Source organism: Burkholderia sp. BCC1638 (assembly GCF_902833195.1).
GTDB lineage: Bacteria > Pseudomonadota > Gammaproteobacteria > Burkholderiales > Burkholderiaceae > Burkholderia > Burkholderia diffusa.
This window is the reverse complement of the sequence record NZ_CADFEC010000068.1, coordinates 1-3,390: the sequence shown is the minus strand read 5'-3', so window position 1 is coordinate 3,390 and position 3,390 is coordinate 1. Positions and strand designations below refer to the sequence as shown.

The window sequence follows — 3,390 nt, the reverse complement described above, 5'->3', positions numbered from 1 at the left end:
CGATCACCAGCCACCCACCAGGCCCGGTGACAACACCCCCCGGATCATGACTGCGACTGGGGGCGAGAATCATGCCGGGCCTGGCTGGCCAAAGCCCCGATTATCGGGGCACGAAGATAGTAACGGGTGGTCGGTGGGAGGTATCCGGAATTCCGTGTGTGAGGCGGGTTGAGATTCAGATTCCAATGTTGAATCGTTCCGGGTAAAGCAGCGCGAACTGCGTTATAGCGCTCTTCCAATCGTGCCGGGAGCCGGTCCACTTGGCAACGACGTTGCGCAGCGCCAGCGAGATCAGTTTGAGCGCGGCCTCGTCCGACGGGAAGTGGCCGCGCGCCTTGATGATCTTCCGAAGCTGCATGTGCAGCGACTCGATCGCGTTGGTCGTATATACAATTTTCCGGATGTCAGGCGCGAAGGCGTAGAACGGAATCACCTGATCCCAGGCTCGCCGCCAGAGCGCGGCAATCGGAGGGTATTTCGTACCCCACGGGCTCGTATCGAACGCGTCCGGCGCCACGGCGGCCGCTTCGGCCGACGGTGCCCGATAGACCTCCTTGAGCGCCGCTGCGACCGATTTCCGGTCTTTCCAGCTGGCGAAGTCCAGTGAGTTCCGGATCAGATGCACGATGCAGGTCTGGACCGTCGTTTCCGGGAACACCGTGTTGATCGCTTCCGGGAAGCCATTCAAGCCGTCGACCACGGCGATCAGGATATCCTGCACGCCGCGCAGCTTCAGGTCGTTGACCACCCGCAGCCAGAACTTGGCGCCCTCGGTCTGCTCGATCCAAAGGCCCAACACGTCGCGTGTGCCGTCGCGGCCCACGCCCAGCGCCAGGTAGATCGCCTCGTTGCGCACGACGCCTTCGTCGCGGATCTTGACTCGCAAGGCGTCGAAGAACACGACCGGGTACATCGGCTCGAGTGGCCGCTGCTGCCATTCGCGTACGTCGTCGATCACGGCATCGGTCACCGTACTGATGAAGTCCGGCGACACTTCGATGCCGTACATCTCCAGCAGGAAACCCTGAATCTCCCGCACGCTCATACCGCGTGCATACATCGCGATGATCTTGTCGTCGAAGCCGGTGAAGCGTCGCTCGCCCTTGGAGATCAGCACCGGATCGAAGGTGCCTTCGCGGTCGCGCGGAATCTCGACGTCGAGCAGGTCGTCGTCGGTCGTGATGCGCTTGCGGCTGGTGCCGTTGCGGTGGTTCGTGCGGCCTGCCGGCTTGGCATCGCCCTTCTCGTAGCCGAGGTGGTGGGTCAGTTCGCCGCCCAGCGCGCGTTCGAAGATTGCCTTCTTGAGCGCCGCAAGCTGCTCGTTGATCGTCGCCCGGTCCAGCGTCCCGGGCACCAGTTGCTTGATCAGCTCCGGGTCCAGGTTCAAGCCCTTGCCCGGTTCTATCGTCACTTCTTCCTTGCGTTTGCGTGGCATAAAGTGGCTCCTTGGCCATCAGTTTATGCCTCACATACAAACATTCGGATAGGCTCTCGAATCGCGTGCGAAGCGACGAGAAATCGCACGCGACCGGCACCGCGAGTTTCTGGACGCATACCCCGCCGCACAATGCACCCCACCGCCGATCTTTACCTCTTCAGACGGACGACATACACACCGGCTGCCTGCGCGCTGGTGCTCAGACTATAGTTTGGCGAGTTCGCATACGATGCCCCCTGCACCAACGGCTTGTAGACCGTCTCCCCGTCCGAGCTGTCCGCAAGCTCGATCACCGGCGGATTCGGATTGGGCATAACGCTGGTCGTGAAATTCAGCGTCAGCGTCGCAGACGCCATCGAATGAAGGTCGCCTTGGCGCACCTCAATCTGGTAAATATAATCCGCTATCGCGCCAACAGATGAAGGATCAGCCTTGCCGAGGCACACGGTCAGATCACCCGTTTGGCCGTTTGCAGGCGTTTTGAGTGTCAACGTCGCGATACCGTCGTCAGTCGTGAGATTGATGTTCGTATTGGCGACCACGTTGCTATTCGAGATCGTCAACTTCTTGTAACCGTCCGTGCACGCCAACGTTGTCGTTGACGGCGCCGACGAGCTTTGCGAGGTCGAACCGGTCGAACTGCTTGTTGCCGAACTTCCACCGCCGTCGCCACCACCACACGCCGCTAACAGAACCGCCGACCCCATCAAACCCGCCAGCATGAGTTTCTTTTTCATTACTTTCCCTCCTAATTGTTAAATAGACCTAACAAACTACGTCACCCGATCGACTTGACCCAAATTATCCGGTGCGATCCCAGCACGAAAGGTTTTGCAGCAACACCCACCGCACAAAGTGCCTCGACCCCGAGGGAACCTAGACACGACCAATCGACTTAGAACTGCGTAGACACCTGGAATCCAACTGTGACACGCGCGGTTGGGAAGCCCGACGGTTTGTAAACCGGCGTACCCGCGAACAGGTCGTACGCGTATGCGCCGAACCGTGTTCCGATGCTGCCCTTCACACCGATGACCGCCCCCGCCAATTGCGTACCGGCGAGCGTGATCGGTTGCGGTCCCCACACACGGCCATAGTCCAGCCCTGCGTATACCGCTTGTCCCGTTTGACCGATCGGCATTTGCAATTCGTTGCGCCAGTAGAAGCCGCGCGCCGCCGCCAACATCGTTTCGCCGTCGAAACCGCGCACGGTGTATCGGCTGCCAATCGTCACGTCATCGAGGTAGTACAGGGTATCGCCCGTGTACTGACCATGAAACGTGCCGACATAGCGAAACGGCTGCTTGCCGATTGCGAACGGCACCGAGAGGTTCGCGTCGAGCACGGCCATCTTGAAGCGATACGTCGGACCGCTTGTGGCCAGTATGTCGTCCTGCGCGCCAAATCCGCCGACACCTTGGCGATACGCGAGCGAGCCGTCGAATTGCGCGCCGTCGAAATAGTGTCGGTCGGTCAGACCGAGTTCGATGATCGTGTTGTTACGGCGCTGCTGCGAAATCTCAGTGTCCTCGATAAAGCTCTTGCCGAAACGGCGGGACAGCCGGAAGTACCCTCCGAGCACGTCGTTCTGGCTGCGCGCCAGCACCCGAGCCAGTTTGAGATCGACTGTCTTCGAGTTGCCGCTTGCGATGAATGTCTGGTTCACACCCGCAATCTGCTGATAGTAGGTGTTCGTGTATGCGGACAGCGTGGCAGTCCAGTAACCCCACGGAATCGAATAGAAGCCGTTCCAGCCGTGCGAACCGAGGCGCTTGTCGCCGAATTCGAGGTCCTGGCTGACGCCAACGTTGAGCATGTCGTTCAGGCTGTTGATGTCCGCACAGAACTGACCCACTAGAGCTGAAAATTTTCATCGAATTTTGACCCACGTGATTGAATGCCCTGCTCAATCTTTGAGCAGGGGATACAAAGGTGATCACGGTGGGCATATT

2 protein-coding genes and 1 pseudogene are annotated in these 3,390 nt (G+C 59.5%); all 3 read right to left on the bottom strand.

What is annotated here, in order from left to right; translation table 11 throughout:
* Window positions 1–175: 175 nt before the first annotated feature.
* Window positions 176–1,435 carry an IS256 family transposase gene (locus HWX22_RS31170; RefSeq protein WP_175916986.1) on the bottom strand — a complete coding sequence of 420 codons (1,260 nt, stop codon included), beginning with the start codon at window positions 1,433–1,435 and terminating at the stop codon, window positions 176–178.
* 152 nt (window positions 1,436–1,587) lie between these two features.
* Window positions 1,588–2,175 carry a hypothetical protein gene (locus HWX22_RS31165; protein ID WP_175916985.1) on the bottom strand — a complete coding sequence of 196 codons (588 nt, stop codon included), beginning with the start codon at window positions 2,173–2,175 and terminating at the stop codon, window positions 1,588–1,590.
* Between the two features lie 158 nt (window positions 2,176–2,333).
* Window positions 2,334–3,272: pseudogene (locus HWX22_RS31160) on the bottom strand (ShlB/FhaC/HecB family hemolysin secretion/activation protein); the annotation flags it as partial.
* Window positions 3,273–3,390 lie beyond the last annotated feature (118 nt).

Excerpts from the sequence above, each read along its gene's own strand:
- HWX22_RS31170 (WP_175916986.1), bottom strand. The coding sequence starts at position 1,435 with ATGCCACGCAAACGCAAGGAAGAAGTGACGATAGAACCGGGCAAGGGC.
- HWX22_RS31165 (WP_175916985.1), bottom strand. The coding sequence starts at position 2,175 with ATGAAAAAGAAACTCATGCTGGCGGGTTTGATGGGGTCGGCGGTTCTG.